Annotated in this window: 18 protein-coding genes and 1 tRNA gene; 10 read left to right on the plus strand and 9 right to left on the minus strand. The window is 64.7% G+C overall.

Features of this window, described 5'->3' with window-relative positions:
* Positions 1–580: c-type cytochrome (locus ACCD03_RS14325; RefSeq protein ID WP_413412099.1), on the minus strand; the 580-nt coding region annotated here is incomplete at its 3' end.
* A gap of 380 nt (positions 581–960) precedes the next feature.
* On the opposite strand from ACCD03_RS14325, the gene ACCD03_RS14330 reads away from it, so the two are divergent.
* The 4 genes from ACCD03_RS14330 to kdpE all read left to right on the plus strand — a co-directional run bounded on the left by ACCD03_RS14330 (position 961) and on the right by kdpE (position 3,687).
* Positions 961–1,036 (plus strand) — tRNA-Arg (locus ACCD03_RS14330).
* A gap of 173 nt (positions 1,037–1,209) precedes the next feature.
* Complete coding sequence (hisC, locus tag ACCD03_RS14335) at positions 1,210–2,277, plus strand: histidinol-phosphate transaminase (protein ID WP_413412100.1); 1,068 nt, start codon at positions 1,210–1,212, stop codon at positions 2,275–2,277.
* 323 nt (positions 2,278–2,600) lie between these two features.
* A complete protein-coding gene (locus ACCD03_RS14340) occupies positions 2,601–2,912 on the plus strand; it encodes a high-potential iron-sulfur protein (protein ID WP_024977387.1) in 312 nt (103 codons plus the stop codon).
* Between the two features lie 70 nt (positions 2,913–2,982).
* Positions 2,983–3,687: a two-component system response regulator KdpE gene (gene kdpE / locus ACCD03_RS14345; RefSeq protein ID WP_253542126.1), complete on the plus strand. Its 705-nt coding sequence runs from the start codon at positions 2,983–2,985 to the stop codon at positions 3,685–3,687.
* Positions 3,688–3,693: 6 nt separating this feature from the next.
* On the opposite strand, the gene ACCD03_RS14350 is transcribed toward kdpE, so the two are convergent.
* Together ACCD03_RS14350 and ACCD03_RS14355 are read right to left on the minus strand one after the other, a co-directional pair.
* Entirely contained in the window at positions 3,694–4,692 is a 999-nt protein-coding gene (locus tag ACCD03_RS14350; protein WP_325650003.1) for a tripartite tricarboxylate transporter substrate binding protein, read from the minus strand.
* 144 nt (positions 4,693–4,836) lie between these two features.
* Positions 4,837–5,967, minus strand: coding sequence for a porin (locus ACCD03_RS14355; protein WP_253542132.1), 1,131 nt, complete (start codon positions 5,965–5,967; stop codon positions 4,837–4,839).
* Positions 5,968–6,460: 493 nt separating this feature from the next.
* On the opposite strand from ACCD03_RS14355, the gene ACCD03_RS14360 reads away from it, so the two are divergent.
* Entirely contained in the window at positions 6,461–6,745 is a 285-nt protein-coding gene (locus ACCD03_RS14360) for a hypothetical protein (protein ID WP_024977383.1), read from the plus strand.
* Positions 6,746–6,880: 135 nt separating this feature from the next.
* On the opposite strand, the gene ACCD03_RS14365 is transcribed toward ACCD03_RS14360, so the two are convergent.
* From ACCD03_RS14365 to ACCD03_RS14380, 4 genes are all read right to left on the minus strand, one after another.
* A complete protein-coding gene (locus tag ACCD03_RS14365) occupies positions 6,881–9,079 on the minus strand; it encodes a xanthine dehydrogenase family protein molybdopterin-binding subunit (RefSeq protein WP_413412101.1) in 2,199 nt (732 codons plus the stop codon).
* On the minus strand, positions 9,076–10,116 hold the full coding sequence (locus ACCD03_RS14370; RefSeq protein WP_413412102.1) for an FAD binding domain-containing protein: 1,041 nt from the start codon (positions 10,114–10,116) through the stop codon (positions 9,076–9,078). The genes ACCD03_RS14365 and ACCD03_RS14370 overlap by 4 nt, the downstream gene beginning before the upstream one ends.
* A 9-nt stretch (positions 10,117–10,125) precedes the next feature.
* A complete protein-coding gene (locus tag ACCD03_RS14375) occupies positions 10,126–10,866 on the minus strand; it encodes a 2Fe-2S iron-sulfur cluster-binding protein (RefSeq protein WP_325648774.1) in 741 nt (246 codons plus the stop codon).
* A 164-nt stretch (positions 10,867–11,030) separates the two neighbouring features.
* Complete coding sequence (locus tag ACCD03_RS14380) at positions 11,031–12,341, minus strand: M20/M25/M40 family metallo-hydrolase (protein ID WP_325648772.1); 1,311 nt, start codon at positions 12,339–12,341, stop codon at positions 11,031–11,033.
* A 183-nt stretch (positions 12,342–12,524) separates the two neighbouring features.
* On the opposite strand from ACCD03_RS14380, the gene ACCD03_RS14385 reads away from it, so the two are divergent.
* Positions 12,525–13,319, plus strand: coding sequence for a DUF1835 domain-containing protein (locus tag ACCD03_RS14385; protein ID WP_024977378.1), 795 nt, complete (start codon positions 12,525–12,527; stop codon positions 13,317–13,319).
* Between the two features lie 101 nt (positions 13,320–13,420).
* Here ACCD03_RS14385 and kefC read toward each other — a convergent pair whose 3' ends face one another.
* Together kefC and ACCD03_RS14395 are read right to left on the minus strand one after the other, a co-directional pair.
* The gene (gene kefC, locus ACCD03_RS14390) at positions 13,421–15,361 is read right to left on the minus strand and encodes a glutathione-regulated potassium-efflux system protein KefC (protein ID WP_325648770.1); all 1,941 of its coding nucleotides are present in this window, start codon (positions 15,359–15,361) and stop codon (positions 13,421–13,423) included.
* Between the two features lie 23 nt (positions 15,362–15,384).
* Positions 15,385–15,942: an NAD(P)H-dependent oxidoreductase gene (locus ACCD03_RS14395; RefSeq protein WP_325648768.1), complete on the minus strand. Its 558-nt coding sequence runs from the start codon at positions 15,940–15,942 to the stop codon at positions 15,385–15,387.
* 399 nt (positions 15,943–16,341) lie between these two features.
* On the opposite strand from ACCD03_RS14395, the gene ACCD03_RS14400 reads away from it, so the two are divergent.
* From ACCD03_RS14400 to ACCD03_RS14415, 4 genes are all read left to right on the plus strand, one after another.
* Complete coding sequence (locus ACCD03_RS14400) at positions 16,342–17,037, plus strand: GNAT family N-acetyltransferase (protein WP_045206650.1); 696 nt, start codon at positions 16,342–16,344, stop codon at positions 17,035–17,037.
* Between the two features lie 257 nt (positions 17,038–17,294).
* On the plus strand, positions 17,295–18,929 hold the full coding sequence (locus tag ACCD03_RS14405) for a methyl-accepting chemotaxis protein (RefSeq protein WP_413412103.1): 1,635 nt from the start codon (positions 17,295–17,297) through the stop codon (positions 18,927–18,929).
* 16 nt (positions 18,930–18,945) lie between these two features.
* On the plus strand, positions 18,946–19,593 hold the full coding sequence (gene cysC, locus ACCD03_RS14410) for an adenylyl-sulfate kinase (RefSeq protein ID WP_413412104.1): 648 nt from the start codon (positions 18,946–18,948) through the stop codon (positions 19,591–19,593).
* Complete coding sequence (locus ACCD03_RS14415; protein ID WP_413412105.1) at positions 19,590–20,696, plus strand: sulfotransferase family protein; 1,107 nt, start codon at positions 19,590–19,592, stop codon at positions 20,694–20,696. The genes cysC and ACCD03_RS14415 overlap by 4 nt, the downstream gene beginning before the upstream one ends.
* The last annotated feature ends 51 nt before the right edge of the window (positions 20,697–20,747 follow it).

Below are 20,747 nucleotides of genomic sequence, written 5' to 3' on the forward strand. Positions count from 1 at the left end.
GAGCGGGGGCGGCCGCCGGAGCCGATGCTTCCGATGCCGATGCTGCAGCCGGGGCCGCACCCGCGCCCGCCGGTGCAGGCGGTTCCTGCAGCTTGCCGCCAGCGGAGTTGGCCATGTACACGATGGCGCGTTCGATTTCGTAGTCGCTCACATCATCCGGCGACGTGCCGCCGCGCGCGGGCATGCCGCCCTTGCCGGCCAGCGCCACCTTCGTCAGGCCATCCAGGCCCTGCGGCAGGCGCGGACCCCAGCTTGCCGCGTCGCCGAACTTGGGCGCACCAGCCACGCCTGCCGCGTGACAAGTCGCGCAGACTTCCTTGTAGAGCTGCTCGCCCGTCTTGAAAACGTGCGGTGCGTTCGGGTCTTTCAGTTCGAGTTGCGCAACGGGCTTGATGCGATCGTTGACCGCCTCTTCCGACATGCCTGAACCGCCGGCACCCTCTCTGGCACCCAGGCCGACGTAATTGGCCAGCAGGATGATGATGAGAATCGGAACGACAAAGGCGGCGATCACCGCGATGATCAGCTGCTTGGGGGTCTTGATCAGAGGCTCGTGTTCGTCGTGTTGCGCGTCGCTCATGCTCAACTCTCAGGATGGTGAAACCGCTCTTGGAGCCCTCAGAGCGCCGCCGGCAAGGTCACGAGCATCGCCGGCAGGCGTGGGGGCCGCATTGGATCGCGATGAGGGCAGGAAGACCATGGCGATTCAATCGCCGCGTCGGCCCAGACAGACCTGTCCCCGTCTTTCTTCTGGCAAATAACGCGCGATTATATCCGTAATGCTTTGGCCTTTGACACGCGGGACAGCCCTAGGCGCCGCTTTTCGACCTGCGTCAAAAACCCAACGAAACGTTGCAGCAGCAGGCCTCGTACCCAGGGGTTCCCGGGCGCGCGATGGACGCTTGCGCCCAAATGCGCTATCCTGCGGGGCTTCTCTTTCGGTGCGTTCTGTGCCGATATGCGCCCGTAGCTCAATGGATAGAGTACTGCCCTCCGAAGGCAGGGGTTGCTGGTTCGATCCCAGCCGGGCGCGCCAAAAAATCAAAGATTTACGCTACTTGTACGGTTTTCCGACGCCAGAACCGCGCTTCTGCCGCAACGTGCAGGCCTGCCTATTCCCGAACCTTATTCAGCTTCCCAGCCTTTTTCGATTCATCGATCGCGCTGCGGGCATGCTTAGAAAATAGTCACCTCATCAGGAGTCGAGCTGTGAGCCGTTACTGGAGCGATATCGTTCAGCAACTTGTGCCCTACGTCCCGGGCGAGCAGCCAGCCATCGCGCGGCCCATCAAGCTGAACACCAACGAAAACCCGTACCCACCGTCGCCGCGCGTGGTGGCCGCAGTCTCTGCGGAGCTGGGGGAGACGGGCGAGAACCTGCGCCGCTACCCCGATCCGCTGTCGCGCCGGCTGCGCGAGACGGTGGCCGCGCAGGTCGGCCTCAAGCCTGAGCAAGTCTTTGCGGGCAACGGGTCGGACGAAGTGCTGGCGCATGTCTTCCAGGCGCTGCTCAAACACGACAAGCCGCTGCGCTTCCCGGACATTTCGTACAGTTTCTACCCGACCTACGCGCGGCTTTACGGCGTGCAGTGCGAAGTGGTGCCGCTGGCGGACGACTTCTCCATCCGCGCCGATGACTATCTTGGCGACGCAGGCGGCGTGCTGTTCCCGAATCCGAACGCGCCGACCGGCCACGCGTTGCCGCTGACGGAGATCGAACGGATCGTCGCCGCGAATCCGTCTTCGGTCGTCGTGGTGGATGAGGCGTATGTGGATTTCGGCGCGGAGTCCGCCATTGCGCTCATCGATCGCTATCCGAATCTGCTCGTTGTGCACACGACGTCGAAGTCGCGCTCGCTGGCCGGCATGCGCGTGGGCTTTGCGTTCGGGCATTCGGCGCTCATCGAAGCGCTCAATCGCGTGAAGGACAGCTTCAATTCGTATCCGCTGGATCGCCTTGCGCAGGCGGCTGCCCAAGCGGCATACGAAGACGATGCGTACTTTCGCGCTACGTGCGCGCGCGTGATGACGAGCCGCGCGCGGCTGACGCAATCGCTTCAGTCGCTGGGGTTCGAGGTCGTGCCGTCGATGGCGAACTTTGTGTTCGCACGGCATCCAGCCCACGACGCGGCAACGCTGGCAGCACGGCTGAAAGAGCAAGCCATCTTCGTGCGCCATTTCAAGCTTCCGCGCATCGACCAGCATCTGCGCATCACGGTCGGCACCGATGATGAATGCGACGCATTCTTAAAGGCGCTACAAGGTCTGCTGGCGTAAGCACCCACGCGTCTGCGGCAAATTGCCACCGGGTTGACCAGCCATTTGGGCGACTGCGATTGCGCTGACGGCGGCATTCCTCGACCACACGGTGCATCCCCAGCATTGCGTGGTGTGGATCAAAGGCCACGAAAGCAACCGATTGCTGCACTCAGGTATGCGGAACATTGACCGTACGCAGATGCTGCCGGCCGATTGCTGTGCCAGAATGCACGAGCGGGTAAATGGCGCGCCGACGCCGTCCGCTGTCCCCTAGGGTGAGCCTGAGCATTGCACGGGCGGCACGGGACGCCACACAACACACTCCCACAAAAGGAATCAGCATGTCCAATCGTCGTCAATTCCTGAAGAGCATTCCCATCGTGGCCGCCGCAGGCGCCGTCATGTCGATGTCGGACCTGGCACTGGCTGCACCGATGGTGGCGGAAACCGACCCGCAAGCCAAGGCGCTGGGCTACGTGGCTGACAGCGCCAAGGCCGACAAAGCCAAGTTCCCGAAGCACACGCCGGATCAGCATTGCGGCAACTGCGCCCTGTACCAGGGCGGTACGGCTGCGCAAGGCGGTTGCCCGCTGTTTGCCGGCAAGGACGTCGCCAACAAGGGCTGGTGCAGCGCCTGGGCAAAGAAGGCTTGAGCGAAGCGGTATCGCACGCAAGCAAAACGGACCCTTCGGGGTCCGTTTTTTTATGGGCGCGCCCTCTACAATGCGTGCCATGCCGTTCACATTCACACCCACCGTCCTCGTCATCGACGACGAACCGCACATCCGACGCTTCGTCCGCGCTGCGCTGGAGGAGGAAGGCTGCGAAGTCCATGAAGCCGACCGCGTCGAGCGCGGCCTGATCGAAGCGGGCACGCGTCAGCCGGATGCGGTGATCCTCGATCTCGGCCTGCCCGATGGCGATGGCATGCAGTTGATTCGCGAGTTGCGCACCTGGACGGAAGTGCCGGTGCTCGTGCTTTCGGCTCGGGTGGATGAGCGCGACAAGATCGACGCGCTCGATGCCGGCGCAGACGATTACCTGACGAAGCCGTTTGGCGTGGGCGAGCTGATTGCGCGCCTGCGCGTGCTGCTGCGGCGCCACGCCAAGCGTGGCGAAGACGGCGGCAGCATCATCCGCTTCGGCGAGGTGGAAGTCGACTTGGCGCGCCGCCTGGTCAGCCGCAATGGCCAAGCCGTGCATCTCACACCCATCGAATACCGGCTGCTGGCTGTGCTGCTTGGCCGCCGCGGCACCGTGATGACGCACCGCGAACTGCTGCGCGAAGTCTGGGGCCCGGCGCATTCCGACAGCAGCCACTATCTGCGCATCTATATGGGCCACCTGCGCCACAAGTTGGAACGCGATCCGGCGCGGCCCGAGCATCTGCTGACCGAAGTCGGCGTCGGGTACCGCTTCACGGCGTAAGCCGGTTCACTGTTCCTTGATGCCTGCGGCGCGGACGATGCGGCCGTTGCTGTCGTATTCCGCGCGGATGGCAGCGGCAAACTGTTCGGCGGTGCCGCCGGCCGGCACCACGGCTGCCTGCGTGAGGCGATCGCGCAGATCGGGCGCAGCCAGCGCTTTGTTGATCTCTGCGTTCAGTCGGGCAATCACGGGCGCAGGCGTCTTGGCCGGCGCGAACACACCAAAGGTCGACGCCATGTTGGCCTTGGCGTAACCCAGTTCGGTGAAGGTCGGCACGTTCGGCAGCGTATCGAGCCGGTGCGGCGCGCCCACCGCAAGCGGGCGCAGCTTGCCACTCGCGATGTGTTGCATCAGCGTGGGGCCAACGTTGGTCGACATGACCTCCACCTGGCCGCCCAGCGCATCCGTCAATTGCTGGCCACCGCCTTTGTACGGGATGAGCGTGATGTCCACATGCGCCTGCGACTTGATCTGCTCCAGCGCAAGATGCCCCACGGTACCCAGGCCAGATGTCGACCAGCGGATCGAGCCCGGCTTGGTGCGCGACTGGCTCAGCATGTCGGCAAAACTCTTGCCTGTGAACGCCGGCGTGCCCAGCAGGATCATCGGGGCGTACATGACATTGGCCACGGGCGCGATGTCTTTCTGCGGGTCATACGGCAGCTTGCTGAAATGCGGATTGAGCGTGAGCGGGCTGACCGACGAAAAGCCCAGCGTGTAGCCATCTGGCGCCGCCTTGGCCACGGCGTCCATGCCGATGCTGCCGCCGGCACCGGCGCGGTTTTCCACGACCACCGGCTGCCCCAATTGCGCCGACAGCTTTTCGCCCAGCGCACGCGCCACGTTGTCGGAAATGCCACCGGTCGGGTACGCGACGATGATGCGGATCGGCTTGGCCGGATAGTCCTGCGCTTGCGCAGGCACGGCAGCAAGCAGCGGCAGGCCGGCGCACAGCAGCACGGCAGAGGCAATCAGACGGCGGCGGGCAGTACGTGCGGAAGTCATGGCGCAATGTCAGAAGAACGAAACAGGAACCAGCATTGTAGGCGGATGCCCAGGCAGCCTTGTCCGACGACGTACAAAAACTGCAGGCAAAAGAAAAGGCGCCCGAAGGCGCCTTTTCCGTTCCCAATCGAGTGACAGCGTCGATTAGAAGATGTGGCGGATACCCACGCCAACGCTGGTCTGGTTCGACTTGCCGGTGCCGGTTGCGTTGCCGCCACCCGACAGTTCCGGCAGAGCCGCGTCCTTGACCTTGTTGTAGTCGACCGTGCCATACACTTGCGTGCGCTTGGACAGGGCGTACTCAGCCAGCAGAACGCCGGTGTAGCGCTTGCCGTCGTTGCCGGCGGTCAGAGCAGCGTTCTTGATGCTGTCGTAGTAGAACGCGCCCGTCAGAGCCAGCGCCGGGGTGACGTTGTACGTCACGCCCAGGATGCCGACGTGGTCACGACGCTTCGTGGCGCCCGGGGTCAGGCCAGCGCCCGAGGTGGCGTTGCCGTAGATGTTCAGGCCGAAAGCGCTGCCGCCGACGCAGTTTGCCGAGCTGTTCACGCAACCCGTGGCGTCGCTGCTGTCGATGTAGCCTGCGAACAGCTTGGCTGCAGCGATCGTGTAGTTACCGCCGATACCCCACACGGTTTGCTTGTTGCCAGCAACGTCCTTGTGCTGTTGTGCGAAGGCGCCGATGTAGGCCGGGCCGAATTCGTAGGCCACCGTGCCGCCAACGTACGAGTTCTGGCTTGCAGCGCCAGCCACTTCGCCAAAGCCGTAGGCCAAGCCGACCGACAGGCCGTTCCACTTGCCTTCGTACTTCAGCATGTTGGATTCACGCAGACCGGTCAGGCCGTAGTACATCCACGAGTTGCCGTCGTAGTTACCCACGCCCAGCGGGTCGAAGTTGCCGCCGGTCGTGAAGCCGAAGTTGTATTGACGGCCCAGCGTGATGGTGCCCAGGTCCTTGTTGGACAGGCCCACGAACGATTGACGGTTGAACAGCGTACCCGAGCTGCTCATCTTGCCCGAATCCGAGTTGAAGCCGCTTTCCAGCACGAACAGTGCCTTGTTGCCGCCGCCCAGGTCTTCCGAGCCCTTCAGGCCCCAGCGGCTGTTCGACACAGCACCGCTTTCCATCTGGGTCACGCTGTTGCCAGCTTGGTTGGCGTTGTTGATGTAGTGAATGCTGGTATCGACAATACCGTACAGCGTCACGCTCGATTGGGCGTAGGCAGAACCTGCGAACAGGGCGCCAACTGCAACCAGAATGGCAGACTTTTTCATGTGGGCTCGTAATAAAAGAGTTGTCTCAAACCGCCCGACCCCGTGTGCATGAGGTTGGGCTCCTCCGTTTCCTTAACTTCCGTGTCGGAAGTGCCGCGCAAATTTAACAAAAGCCCATATGCCCGGCAAAGTAATTCACGGAATCGTTCTACCAAGTGTGGTACGCGCGCATCGCTCTTAATGCACTGCACCAAATCGGCCTACGGCAAGGCTTGCCAGCGCATCGCGCCCTGCTGTGGTGCACCAAGGCGGACCGCTGGCTTTGAACCGCTCTCTTGATTAGACAAAAAGGTTGGGGGATTGCCCGGGGCGTTACGCCATTGGCGCGATATTCAGCGCGGTTCACGCTGACTTGCATCATTTCGGCGCCGACAACAAACCGTTCGTCGCACCACCGTGGATACGGCATGCCCCCTGACCTAGGCTGTACACCGTGGCAGGACATCAAATGACCACAAACAAAGCCGAAAATCAGTTGAAGAAGGAGTTCGCCATGCGACTCAAGCAAATGGGGTTGGCCGCCATGTTGGCGGTCGGGGCCCTCGCGGCTGGCAGCGCTTGGGCGCAGGCCAGCCGCGTGGAAGTGTTCGGCCAGAATGCGCGGGCCGAGCGGTTTGACGTCTATAGCGACGGTGCTCGCACCGGACGCTTCGACACGTATACAGAAGGCGCACGCAGCGGCCGCTTCGATCCGTATTCGGACGGCATGCGCAGCGACCCGGCCGGCCGCTCCCGCGACGGCGGCGGTACGGTCTATGGATACCCGGTTCCGAATTGATGCGCTGATCGGCATTCACCGCGTTCGTCGCGCATTGATCAATTACGGGCCGGTCTCCAGGCATCCTCCGTTTTCCGCCTCTTGGCCCACTCTGGCCCCGCTGGTGATGCGCCAGCGGGGCTTTTTCATGCGCGCTCAGATGAGCTTGTCGAGCGTGATCGGCAGTTCGCGCACGCGCCGGCCGGTGGCGTGATAGACCGCGTTGGCGATGGCCGCCGGCACGCCTGTGATGCCGATCTCGCCAATGCCCTTGGCGCCCAGCGGGTTGATGTGCGGGTCCGCCTCGTCCAGCACGAGGATGTCGATGTCGGGCACATCGGCGTTGACTGGTACGTGGTACTCCGCCAGGTTGTTGTTGACGATGCGGCCGTAGCGCGGGGCGAACAGGCTCTCTTCGAACAGCGCCATGCCCATGCCCCAGACGATGCCGCCCATGAGCTGGCTGCGGCCGGTCTTGGCGTTGAGCAACCGCCCCACGCCGTAGCTCGCCACGATGCGCGAGACGCGGATCACGCCCAGGTCAGCATCAACGTGCACCTCGGCAAACACCGCGCCGAACGAGTGCATTGAGTACTTCTGCTTTTCTTCGCCCGGCGCCACCTTGGCGGTCACCTCGATGGGGCGGCCGTAGCGCGCGACCACGGCGGCCACGGGCTCACGCGCACCGCCGCGGGCACTCAAAAAGCCGTCGGCCACGGTGATGTCGCTTGCGGCCACGCCATGCAGCGGCGAGCTGGCATCGGCAATGGCTGCGGCAATCAACGCATCGCGAACCTGCGCGCCGGCGGCCTGCACGGCGGGCGATACGCTGGCCACACTCTGCGAGCCGCCCGACACCGGCGCCTCAGGCATGCGCGTATCGCCCAGGCTGAAATGCACGCGGTCGACGGGCATGCCCATGGCATCCGCCGCCACCTGCGTCATCACCGTGTAGGTGCCGGTGCCCAGATCCTGCGAGCCGGATTCGACCTGCGCCGTGCCGTCGGGCAGGTAGCGCGCGGTGGCGCCGGCCGCGCTGCGGTTGGCAGGGTACGTGGCCGTGGCCATGCCCCAACCGATGCGTGTGTTGCCCTCGCGCATGCTGCCCGGCTGCGGGTTGCGGCGCGCCCAGCCGAAGCGCTCGGCACCAGAGCGGTAGCACGCGGCCAGCGATTTGCTCGACCACGGGATGCGTTTTTCCGGGTCTTGCGCGGCGTCGTTGCGCAGACGCAGCTCCACCGGATCGATGCCGAGCGCGTAGGCCATCTCATCCAGCGCCACTTCCAGTGCGAACGTGCCGGTGGCTTCGCCCGGCGCGCGCATGAACGTCGGCGTGCCGACGTTGAGCCGCACGAGCCGATGCGTGGTCCGCTGGTTGGGCGTGTCGTAAAGCATGCGGGTAACGATGGCGCACGGCTCGGTCCAGTCTTCGATCATCGACGTGGTGGTCAGCGAGTCATGCGAGATGGCGGTGAAGCGGCCGTCGCTGGCGGCGCCCAAGGCGATGCGCTGCTCGGTGCGAGGACGCCCGCCGACCGGGCCGAACATCTGCGGGCGTTCCAGCACCAGCTTGACGGGCCGCCCCGCCTGGCGCGCGGCCATCGCCGCCAGCACCACGTGCGACCACACCGAGCCCTTGCAGCCGAATCCGCCGCCCACGAACGGGCACACCACACGCAGCTTGTCGGGCGACAAGCCGAGCGTCTTGGCAACGGTGCGGCGCACGCCCGAGACGTATTGCGTGCTGTCGTACAGCGTGAGCGAATCGCCCTCCCACACCGCGGTGGTGGCGTGCGGCTCCATGGGGTTGTGCGTCTCCATGGGCGTCCCGTAGACGGCCTCGACGCGCTGCGCCGCCTGGGCCATGCCGGCGGCCATGTCGCCGCGCGCGGTGTCGGCCGATTGCGTCTGCACCTTGCCGGGCGAGTGCGCATCGGTGCGGGCGGTTTCGAAATCGAGCCGCGCGGGCTGCTGGGCAACCTCCACGCGAACCATGCGGGCTGCAGCCTGGGCGTGTTCCAGCGTGTCGCCCACCACCAGCGCAATGGGCTGGCCGTTGTAGTGCACCTGATCGTCCTGCAGCAAAGAAAGAGCGCGTCCGGCCGGTGGTTCCAGCGCCGGCTTGCCGCCGTTGGGCAGGCGCGGGGCGTTCTCGTGCGTCATCACCAGCAGCACGCCGGGCATGGCCTGCGCGACGTGCGTATCGACCCGCGTGATGCGTCCGGCGGGCACTGTGCTTTGTACCAGCACGGCATGCGCCAGGCGCGGCACCTGGAACTCGGCGGAGTAGCGCGCCTGGCCCGTGACTTTGAGCAGACCGTCTGTGCGGTCCAGCGGTTGCCCCACGTTGCTCATGCCACACCCCCAGTCGGATTGGTGGGATTGGTGGGATTGGTGGGATTGATGGGATTGGAAGCCACCGTCAGCGCGCGTGCCACCGCCCGCTGTGCGAGCGGCACCTTGAAGCCGTTGTCGCGCAGCGGCTGTGCGCCCTGCACGGCCAACGCACCGGCCTGGGCAAACAACTGCGCGTCCAGCACCTGTCCCACCAGCATCTGCTCTGCCGCATGCGCGCGCCAAGGCTTGTGTGCCACGCCGCCCAGCGCAATCCGCGCCTCCCGGATCGTCCGCCCATCCGTCTGCAACGCCAGCGCCGCCGCCACCGACACCAGCGCAAACGCATAGCTCGCGCGGTCGCGCACCTTCAGGTAATGCACCTGCGTGCCGAACACTGGCGGCGGCAAGTCGATAGCGACGATCAGCTCGCCGGGTCCGAGTGTCGTGTCGATTTCGGGGTGCGCTTCCGGCAATCGATGGAACGCTTCGATCGGGATACGCCGCTCACCGTGCATGCCGTGCACAACCACCGTGGCATCCAGCGCGGCGAGCGCGACGGCCATGTCCGACGGTTGCGTCGCCACGCACGCATCGCTCGCACCCAGGATGGCGTGCATACGGTTGAAGCCCTCGCGCGCCGCACAGCCGGAGCCGGGCTGCCGCTTGTTGCACTCCGGGTACGCCGTGTCGTAGAAGTAATGGCAGCGCGTGCGCTGCATCAGGTTGCCGCCGTTGGTGGCCATGTTGCGCAACTGGCCCGACGCGCCCGACACAATCGCTTCGCTCAGCAGCGGATACCGCGAGCGCACCAGCGGATGCGCCGCCGTATCGGCATTGCGCGCCATCGCGCCCAGGCGCAGGCCACCGTCAGGCAACGCGCGAATCTGCGCCAGCGGCAGGCGGCTTATGTCCACCAGCCGCTGGGGCTGCTCGACGCCCCCCTTCATCAGGTCCAGCAGGTTCGTGCCGCCGCCGATATAACGCGCGCCTGGCTCATGGCCCAGGCGCACGGCAGCTTCGACGGAGGACGCACGGTCATAGGCAATCGATTGCATGGCGACTCCTCAGGCAGCGTTGCCAGACTTGGCAGCCACCACGCGAATCGCCGCCACGATGTTGGGGTACGCACCGCAGCGGCAGATGTTGCCGCTCATGCGTTCGCGTATTTCATCTTCGGTCAGCGCGACGGGGCCTTCATTGCCCAGTGCCGCGGGCGACGTGACCGTGCTGGGCATACCGTGGCGCGCCTCCTCCAGCACCGCCACCGCCGAGCAGATCTGCCCCGGCGTGCAATATCCGCACTGAAAAGCGTCGTGCTCGAGAAACGCGGCCTGCACCGGATGCAGCGCCGCGCGGTCGACCAGGCCGTCTTGCGCGTGCGCCAACCCTTCGACGGTGGTGATGGTGTCGCCCTCGTGCATGATCGCCAGCGTCAGGCAACTGTTGACGCGCCGGCCGTTCACGAGGACGGTGCACGCGCCGCACTGGCCACGGTCGCAGCCTTTCTTGGTGCCTGTCAGACCCAGCACTTCGCGCAGCGCATCGAGCAACGTCACACGCGGCTCGAGCGACAACGCATACGGCTTGCCGTTGATATTGAGCGATACCGGCCGCGCAGGCGCCAACGCGGCAGGACGTGCCGGGGCCGACGCAGAAGTGCCCGCGCCGGCCGACTCGTGCGGCAGCGCAAACGCCGACGCCGCAGCTGCCGCGCCCTGCAGAAAGCCGCGCCGGCTCGGGCGCGCGGGTGACCCATCCGGTTCGTCGGCGGGGTCATTCGATGCTGGAAAGGGATGTTCGGACATGGCGCACGCTCCACCGGCCGGTGGCGGCCGTAGCTGGGGACATGCGTCAGGGGAAAGCAAGCGGAATACCCGGCACCCGGGCGTTGGGGAGTCGCTGAGCAGCGGCTTCGCGGAGGGGAATTGCTGCGGCGCGTGTAAGGCTTACGCGCCGCGTTGCAGTGCGGCTACCTGGCCGGGCCGACGCGATCGCGCGACACATCCATGACCATGCGCGTTAGCAGGTACAGGCGCGGCACGATGGAATTCAGGTCGACATATTCGGCGTCATTCGAGTGCGCGCCGAAGCTCGCCAGACCGAAGCGCTCGATCACGGGCGCCTTGGTTTTCGAGGCGGCAAACGCGGCATCGGTGCCGCCGCCTTCGGCCTTGTCGTCAATCTCCAGCGTCTTGCCGAGTTCGCCGTAGATCTTCTGGGCGTGTTCGGCCAGCGCGCGCGACGCCGGCGTGGCTTCCAGCGGCGGGCGGCGGCGCTCGAACCGGGCCGAGACCTGCGTATCCGGAATCAGCTTGTTCTTGATGCGCTCGTTGACCGTTTCTTCCAGCTTGTCGGCGTCGGCCGCGCGCAGCAGACGCACATCGGCCTGGGCGCTGGCCACGGCCGGGATCACGTTGCGGTTGGTACCCGCCTGCGCCACCGTCCAGTTCACCTTCAGGCCGGTTTCGGGCTTGGACAGATCGCGCATCTGCAGCACCTGGTGCGACAGCTCGTACAGCGCGTTGCGGCCCTGCTCCGGCGCGCCGCCCGCGTGCGAAGCCTTGCCTTTCACATCCAGCAGGATCGCGCCGATGCCGCTGGTGGCGAGCGACAGCTTGTCGGAGGTCACGCGCGTGCCTTCGCACGAGAACACGGCGTCCTGCTCGGCGCCCAACTTGGCCTGCATGGCCCGCGCGCCCGGCGAGCTGATCTCTTCATCGCCGTTGATCAGCACCGTGAGCGTGCCGTACTGCTTGAAGTTGACGGCCTGCAGAATCGATACCGTGTGCAGGATGACCGCCACGCCGTTCTTGTCGTCGGCAATGCCCAGGCCGTAGGCGCGCTCACCGTCGATGCGGAATGGCTGGTGCGCAAGCATGCCCTTCAAGTACACGGTATCCATGTGCGCGATCAGCATGATGTTGCGCTTGCCCTCGCCCTTGAAGCGCGCAAGCACCATCTTGCCGATCTTCTCGGGCGTGTCGGCCATGCGGTAGGCGTGGTCGCTGGGGTCGATGAGCTTCACGTCGCCGCCCATGCCGCGCAGGCGCTCGGCGATCACGCCGGCAATCTTGTCCAGGCCTTCGATATCCTTGCTGCCCGATTCGATCGAGACCAATGTCTTCATGGTGTCGATCAGCGCCGGTTTTTCCTGCTGGGCGCGCTTGTAGATTTCAGCCGGCGGCACGGCGGCGGCATGGCCGGCAGCCAGCACACCCACCATTGCGATGACGGCGAGCAGTGCCGGGCGCATGCCCTTGGGCAACAACGGGGCTCTCATGAATGTTTCCTCACCTGTTCTTAGTTATGGTCTGCAACAAAACGGCGATTTTCGCACGCCCACCTGAGCGTTGCCCGAGGGCTATCCCCCCTTTGGATAGACGCATGACACCGCGCAAAGGAATACTGATAGAGATGCGTAAAACGAAAGCGCCGGGCTGACACTCTCGCTACAATTGCTGCCATGCAATACATCCATGTCGTCAACGGCGATGTTGCCGGCGCCACGCTCAAGCAGGCGCTCGCACAGGCTGGCCGCCCCGATTCCGTAGTCGTACTGCGCGACGATCTCGCCGTCGGGCCGCTGGTCGACGTCGATAGCGTCGCCATGGCGCGCTCCGGCTTTTGGCAGCGCGTGGCGCCCAACAGCAATATCGACTTCGCCGCCGAGATGCGCGACGCACTTGCGTCGCTCGCCGATCTGCGCGATGCCACTACCGAAGTCGCCATCTGGCACGGCCAAAGCGCGTCGGACCAGCTCATGCTGCGCCGGGTAGCGTTCCACCTGCACCAAGCGCCCCAGCGCATCAATGAAGTCGGCATGGATGTGCGCGAACTTGAGGCGCCCAACGGTCAAGGCCCGCTGACGACCATCGGCATGTACTCGGGCGCCCGGCTGGCGCGGCGGTTTTCGACCATCGCGCCGGTGTCGGTGCTGCGCATCGGCCGCCTGGCCTACGAATGGCAGCAGACCGTGCGCGAGAACGCCGATACGCGGCTGTGGAAAGGCAACACGCTGGTACCGGTGTCGTACGGCACGGTGGATGAAGTGATCCTGGAGCACGTTCCCACCGACTGGGCCAGCGCCCGCGACGTGGTCGGCAGCATCATGGGCGCCATCGACGGGCTGCTCGCCAGCGACTGGTTCGTCTTCTGGCGCTGCCGCGAACTGGTCGGCAACGGCCAGTTGCTGCTGCGCGGCGAGGCCGATTCGCTCAGCACCTGCGAGCTACGTCGCAATGTGAGCGTGGCCGTGTAAGTGCCGCCCAAAACCTGGATCTGCCCCGAGGAGCGCCGAAAGCGCTCCTTTCTATTTGTTCGCGCTGCTTGCGCCTAAAACGCGGTCGTAACAAGCGCGAGTCAGCCGTCTCGGCGCAGGCCTGCGCGCGCGGGACAATCGATCGGGGTTTCGGCGTCACTGCCGTCGGCCTCGTTGGCGAGATCGGTATCGGGCTGCGTGCCTTCCACGTCGCTATGGACGTCGCCTTCGCCCCATGGCATGCCGGATTCGCGCAGGCGCTTGCGCTGGGTGCGGTCGCGCTGAAACATTTCCGCCAGTTCGTCGCGCCCCTGCTGTGCAAGTGACACAAGCTTCTTCTGGTCGCGGTAAACCGGGTAGACCTGCTCCATTGAGTTGAGCGTGTGGCGGCGGAACGTCTGCGCGATGCGGTGCGCTTCGTACGGCTCCTTGCCCAGCCCCTCCAGCACACGGCGGCTGAGCATGAGCGAGCCCTCGAACATCTCGCGCTCGATTACTTCCACGCCGCGGTCGCGCAGTTGGTACACGTGTGACACGTTGCGCGCCCGCACATACAGCTTCAGATGCGGAAAGCGCTCGCGCACACGGTCGACCACTTCCAGGTTGGTTTCCATGTCATCGATGGCGACGACCATCATGCTGGCCTTGTCGGCGCCGGCGGTTTCCAGCAGGTCCATGCGCGTGGCGTCGCCGTAGAAGACCTTGAAGCCGAAGCGGCGCAGCATGTCGATCTGGTCCGGATCGTGATCGAGCACGGTGGCGCTATAGCCCTGGCTGTAGAGCATGCGGCCGACAATCTGCCCAAAACGGCCGAAGCCCGCAATGATGACCTGGTTGTCCTGGGGCTCGATGGCGTCGGGCGCGCGCTTCTTGCCGTCCATCAGGCGCGGTACCAGCACTTTGTCGTGCAGGAGCAGCAGCAATGGCGTCGCGGCCATCGACAGCGCCACCACGAGGTTGAGCGCAGCGGCCGTCTCCGCCCCGAGCACATTGCCGGCGACGCCGGGGCCGAATACCACGAACGCAAATTCACCGCCCTGCGAGAGCAGGAACGCAAACAGCCACGCCTGCCCGCGCGCAATGCCAAAGCGTGTGGCCAGCAGGCGCAGCGCGCCAATCTTGACCGCCAGGAACACCGCAACCAGCCCGATCACGGCGACCGGCTGGCGCATCAGTACGCCAAAGTCGATCGACATGCCGACGGCCAGGAAGAACAGGCCCAGCAGCAGGCCTTTGAACGGCTCGATGTCGGTTTCGAGCGCGTGACGGTATTCGGAATCGGCCAGCAGCACCCCGGCAATGAAGGCGCCCAGCGCCATCGACAGGCCCACGCTGTGCATCAGCAGCGCAATGCCCACCACCAGCAGCAGCGAGAACGAGGTGAACATCTCGCGCATGTTGGTACGGGCAATGGCGCGCAGCACCGGCCGCAACACCGTGCGCCCGCCAAAGATCACGGCCGCCACCACGCCCACCGCCTTGGCCGCCGCCACCCAGCTATGGCCGCCGGACGCGTCGCTTGCATCGGTCGCCAGGAGCGGCAGCAGCGCAATCATCGGGATGGCCGCGATGTCCTGGAACAGCAGAATGCCGAAGCTTGCCGTGCCAGCGGGCGTGCGCATGAGGTTGCGCTCGGAAAGCGTGGCCAGCGCAATCGCCGTGGACGACAGCGCCAGCCCCAGCCCCGCCACCACAGCCGCGCGCCACGGATGGCCCACCGCCATGACCGCCAGCCCCACGGCCAGCGCGCACACCACAATCTGCAGCCCGCCGTAACCGAAGATGCTGCGCCGCAGCGACCACAGCCGCGCCGGCTCCAGTTCCAGGCCAATCACAAACATCATCAGCACGACGCCGAATTCCGAGAAGTCCAGAATCGACTGCACGTTGGTGATGAGCCGCAAGCCCCACGGCCCCACGATCACCCCGGCCAGCAAATAGCCAAGCACCGAGCCCAGCCCCAGCCGACGCGCCAACGGAACTGCCGCCACGGCTGCGGCCAGGTAGATGACGAAATTGACGAGCAGATCGTGCGATTGCATGGGCAAGGAAGAGATCGGAAACCTCAGGCGGCGGAATCCGCGTCGGTCAGGAGCCAGGGTTGCAGCGCGGCGCGCACCTGGGCGATATGGGCATTGATGACATCGGCAGACACATCGTCGGCATCGTGCAGCACGTGCGGTGGCTGCCATTGCATGCCGCACAGCGCGGCGGTCTGCTGCAGCGGCAGCAGGAACATGTCGAACGTGTGGCCGTGGATGCCATCCGGGTTGTAGGAATGCGCGCGGCCGCCAGTAGTGGCCAGCACCATCAGATGCTTGCCGCGCAGCGCCGTGCCGCCAGGCCCGTAGGCCCAGCCCATCTCCAGAACCACGTCGATCCACTCCTTGAGCAGCGACGGCGTGGCATACCACTGCACCGGAAACTGGAAGACGATCAGCTCCGCCGCTTCCACCGCCTCCTGCTCGACGCGCACGTCGATGTCGAAATCGGGGTAATGCCAGTAAAGGTCGTGCATGGCCACGCCAGGCAAGCTGGCCAGCGCACGCGCGAGCGGCTTGTTGGCGCGTGAACGGCGCGGCGCGGGATGCGCGTAGATCACAAGAATGCGCGAGGGCGTCATGGAAAATCAGGAGGCTGGGGCGTCTTGATGGCGCATCTTCGCACGGCTATTGTTGAGCAGCGTTACGGGCAGGGACCGCGCTTCGAGGGGCGATGTAACGCGCGCAGCACCTAAAAAGCGTGCCTTCCCTCGTTTTTGCGCGACGCAGCATTTGCGTTGTTGTCGCACCACACCGCTGGAAGCCGTGCTCGGATGCGCTAAATCAATGATTTATCGGGAAATCCGGCGGAAAGTCTGACACCAGACTTACGGGGAAACCCTGATTGCACTACAATAGCATGGTGCATTGCACAACACTCAGTTGCACCCGATTGAGTGCCCCGGAGGTGCCATCCGCGCCTCCGATTCATCACTTCGCTGCCTTCCACTGAAGCGCGCGATCAGAACAGGAACCGTGTCGTGAACCCGCTCGAACTGAGCAAGGCCATCGGCGTCGTCACCCAGGACGACATCGACAAAACGGAAGCAGCGCAAGGCGCGCCGCGTTCCACCGTGCTGGTGCGCGAGCTTGCTGCGCACCACCGGTCGCGCCTGCTCAAACACCTGCTCGCCCTGGGCGAGGAAGACCGCCTGCTGCGATTCGGCCAGGTGGTGCGGGATCACGTCATCGAGGCGTACGTCGACAGCATCGATTTCGACCACGACAAGGTCTTTGGCGTCTACGACGAGCGCCTGGAACTGACCGGCGTGGGCCACCTCGCCTACCTGCGCGACAACCCGCAAGGGCGCGTGGCGGAGTTTGGCGTGTCAGTGTCGGAATCTGCGCGCGGCAAGGGCGTGGGCAGCGCGCTGTTCCAACGTGCCGCCATGCATGGCCAGAACACCAAGGTGCGTACGCTGTACATGCACTGCCTGTCGCGCAATGCAGCCATGATGCACATCGCCAAGAAGGCAGGGATGCGTGTGCAGTACGCCTATGGCGAAGCCGATGCCTACCTCGAATTGCCGCCCGCCGACACGATGAGCCTGCTGACGGAAGCCATCGACGAACAAGTGGCCGACCTGGACTACATGCTCAAGCGCAACCTGCGCGATGTGCGCCGGTTCGGACAGCGCTTCTGGCGCTCGCTGGTGCCGCAAAAGCGCGCTGTGTAACTGCTTCGCCCAATAAGAAACGCCCGGTTCCCGCCGGGCGTTTTTGTTTTGCATGGCGCTTTTGGATTGCTCGCAATTTAATGCAAGTCATTTCAATAAAATAATATCTGCAAAAAGCGCCGTCGATATTCCCGGCCTTATTTTGTGATGCCGGTCCGACGTGCCATTACGCATATTGAGTAATTTGATTTAAATCCCTCAAGCTCCCGCCATACCGCTCGATAGTGCATTCGTTATCGATTATGACGGGGACAATCATGCGCTTCTCGAAAATGAAGGTGGCCACCCAACTGGCGTGGGGTTTTGGCGTAACGATGGGGCTGCTCGTGCTGCTCATGGCATTCAGCCTGCAGCGCATGTCAGATTTTAGGCGGCTGCTGGAAGACACCACGGAAATCAACGCCGTGGAAGCCAAGCTCGCCGCAAAAATGTATTCGAGCGTCACTGAACGGGCATTGGCTTATCGGAATATCGTGCTGCTTGAGCAGCATGACGAAATTCAGCTCGAACTGAGCCGTATTGAAAAGCAGGAGGCCCTGTACAGCGAGGCCGACCGCAAGCTCGGCCGCATGTTCGACACGTTACCGGACACCACCACCGAAGAAAAAACGCTGCTTGCGCAAATCCGGCAGCAGACTGAAATGGCCGCGCCGTTCGCAACGCGCGTCAAGGCGCTGATTGCCGCCGGCCACAAGGAAGACGCGTACAAGGTGCTGCGCTTCGAATTCCGCCCCGTGCAGCGCGCTTGGTGGGACCTGCTCGGCAAGCTGCAGGCGTTTGAAGAAAAGCTCAACGACGAAAACACCGCCAAGGCCAAGTCGAACTATGTCGACAGCCGCAACTGGCTGCTGTCGCTGAGTGTGCTGGCGCTCCTGGTGAGTCTCGCGGCCAGCGTCCTCATCACGCGCGGGCTGCTACGCAAGCTCGGCGGCGAGCCCGGCACGGTGGCCGACATTGCCACTCAGATCGCCGGCGGCAACCTGGCCGTGGTCATCGACACGCGTCACGACAATCCGGCAAGCCTCATGCACGCCATGAAGCGCATGCGCGACAGCCTCGCGACGATTGCCGAACAGGTGCATACGAGCACCGACACACTGGCCACGGCATCTGAGCAGATCGCCACCGGCAACTTCGATCTGTCCACCCGCACGCAGGAACAGGCCTCGGCGCTGGAGGAATGCGCCGCGTCGATGGAAGAGCTCAACGCCACCGTCAAGCAAAACGCCGATCACGCGCGGCACGCCAACCAGCTCGCCGCCACGGCTGCCGAGGTCGCCACGCAAGGCGGCGCGGTGGTGGCACGCGTGGTGGACACCATGGGCGCGATCAGCGAATCGGCGCGCAAGGTGAGCGAGATCATCGGCGTGATCGACAGCATTGCTTTCCAGACCAACATCCTCGCGCTCAATGCGGCCGTGGAAGCGGCGCGCGCTGGCGAGCAGGGGCGCGGCTTTGCAGTGGTCGCCAGCGAGGTGCGCGGGCTGGCGCAGCGCTCTGCCGCGGCAGCCAAGGAGATCAAGCTGCTGATCAGCGATTCGGTCAACCACGTGGATGCGGGCAACACGCTGGTGGAGCAAGCCGGCACCACCATGCAGGACGTGGTGACCAGCATCCACCGCGTGACCGCCATCGTGACCGAAATCATGGGCGCGACCGACGAGCAGGCCAGCGGCATCGACCAGATCCACCGCGCCATCACGCAGATGGACGAAGTCACCCAGCAGAACGCCGCGCTGGTTGAAGAAGCGGCCGCAGCGGCGGAATCGATGCGCGAGCAGTCGAGCCGACTGGTGGGTGTGGTGAGCGTGTTCAAGCTGACAAACCAGGCGAAAGCCGCAGCCCCCGCAGCGCGCATCGGCTATCACCAACCCGCCCTGTTGCCGGCCTGAGCCGGAGGACGCCGCGATGAAATCTGCCCTGTCTTCCTGCGCCGGCCCCGCTGCACGCAACGTCTACTGGCATGCCGGCTCCGTGGCTGACGAAGCCCGCGCGCATCAGTTCGGCCATGCGCCGCTCACGTTGTGGCTCACGGGCTTGAGCGGCGCGGGCAAGTCCACCCTCGCCTATGCGCTGGAAAAGCGCTTGTACGAAACATGCCAGCGCTGCGCCGTGCTCGACGGCGACAACCTGCGCCACCACCTGAACCACGATCTCGGCTTTACCGAAGCCGATCGTACGGAAAACCTGCGCCGCGCCGCCGAGGTGGCGCGCCTCATGAACGACGTCGGCCTGATCGTCGTGACGGCGTTCATCTCTCCGCTGCGCTCCGATCGCGAGATGGCGCGCGAGATCATCGGCGCAGACCGGTTTGTGGAAGTGCACGTCTGCACCACGCTCGACGTGTGCGAGGCGCGCGACCCAAAGGGGCTATACGCCCGCGCGCGAGGCGGGCAGATCTCGCAGTTCACCGGCGTTTCGTCCCCGTATGAGGCACCGGAGGCGCCGTCGCTGCAGCTCGATACCGGCGCCATGCCACTGCTGGCGGCCACAGCCGCGCTGCACGCGCACTTGTCCGCCTGGCTGAACACCCGTCAACCGGAGACCGTTCGATGACCGCCCTTCCCCATCCCGTCCTGATGATTCCGCTGCGCCGCTGCGGCAGCCACGCGCTTCGCCTGCGCCTGAACTTCAACCCGGCGTTCTACGCGCCGTATCCGCTGCACATCGTCGACTTCATGCCGCTGGTGCCGCTGTACGGCGACCTGCAGGACGATCGCGCCTACTTCCGCCTCGTGACCGACGTGATCGGCCTGCAGGCCGCGAGCATGGTGAAATGGCCCGGCATGGTGTTTGATCCGGTGGAGGTATTCGAAACCCTGCGCGACCAACCGCGCAGCGTGCATCGCGTGGTGTGGGAACTGCTGCTGCGGGCGGGCGCACAGCACGGCGCCCGGGTGGTCATGGACAAGTCGCTCGACAGCGTGCACTACGCCGCTGAACTGATGACGCTCTTCCCGGACATGCGCTTCCTGAACGTGGTGCGAGACCCGCGCGCCCAAGTCGCGTCAATGAACCGCGCGATCATCCACGACTTCGACACGCTGCTGAACACGCAGACCTGGGTGGCCGCTCACCGCGCCGCCAACGCCCTCATCACCCAGTATCCGGAGCGCACGTGCACCATCCGCTATGAAGATTTCCTGGTCGATCAGGAAAGCACGTTGCGCCGCGTATGCAGTTTCCTGGAGATCGATTTTCTGCCGCAGATGCTGGATGTTTCGCGCTCGGCCGAAGCGCGGCAGATTTCGCGGTTGTCAGCGTTGTGGACGTCCAATTGTTTTGCGCCCATCACGGCCAATATCGACAAATTCCACCAGCAGTTGTCGATGGACGAAATCACGATCATCGAAACCCTGGCGCGCGACGACATGACCCGCTACGGCTATGCCACGTTGACTGCCGCCAACGCCCACATCGAAACGCCCGAACTGGAAGCTGCGCGCATGCGCTCTGAAGCCAACCGCCAGACGGCGTGGCGCGCGCTGGAAGCCGACAACTACCGCGATTTCGTCTTGCGCCGCCACCGCGCTGATTTTCTGAGCAGCGTGCGCGAGCGGCTCATGCTGCAAGCGATGACGGCGGCGGCCGTCAAACCCGCGGCACCGCATCGGCTGGAGGCGCTGGCCGACCCGGCTGCGTTTGAAGTCGCGGACTAGCCCGTCTAGGGCAATTGCGTGCTTGTCAGCCGCGCGGGTGCTTTCCCTACG

It is taken from the genome of Ralstonia sp. Ralssp135 (assembly GCF_047304345.1).
GTDB classification, from domain to species: Bacteria; Pseudomonadota; Gammaproteobacteria; order Burkholderiales; family Burkholderiaceae; genus Ralstonia; species Ralstonia chuxiongensis.